Source organism: Bradyrhizobium sp. CSS354 (assembly GCF_029051725.1).
Classification (GTDB): domain Bacteria; phylum Pseudomonadota; class Alphaproteobacteria; order Rhizobiales; family Xanthobacteraceae; genus Bradyrhizobium.
In genome coordinates, this window is record NZ_JAACFU010000095.1 from 1 (window position 1) to 446 (window position 446).

Consider the following 446-nt stretch of genomic DNA (forward strand, 5'->3'; position numbering starts at 1 on the left):
GCGATACCTCCATCGTCACCGCCGTGAACGGCGTGCCCTACTGGTATTTCTACAAGCACGGCGGCGCGCTGGAGAACCGGACGCTGGCCACCATCGACCCCGGTGCCCGGCAGTGGGAGGTGCTCAAGCCCGAGCGGGCGCTGGGCTGCATCGTCTATCCCGCCACCGAGGTGGTGGCGCCGGGCGTGGTCCAGCACATCTACGGCGACAAGTTCCCCCTCGGCGAGCCGTCGGGCGAGATCACCCCGCGCGTCACCGCCCTGAGCCAGATGATGGAGAAAGGCGGCCTGCGCGCGCCGGTGATGACCAACATCCGCGACGAGCTGTGGCTGAAGCTGTGGGGCAACCTCTGCTTCAATCCCGTCAGCGCCCTGACCCATGCCACCCTCGACATCATCGCCGCCGATCCTGGCACCCGCGCCGTGGCCAAGGCCATGATGCTGGAG

Annotated in this window: 1 protein-coding gene; it reads left to right on the forward strand. The window is 68.2% G+C overall.

The annotated features are described in order from the left end of the window. Positions 1–446, forward strand: a 446-nt coding sequence (locus GWG67_RS38805) for a 2-dehydropantoate 2-reductase (RefSeq protein ID WP_275174904.1), incomplete at both ends; no start/stop codon positions are given.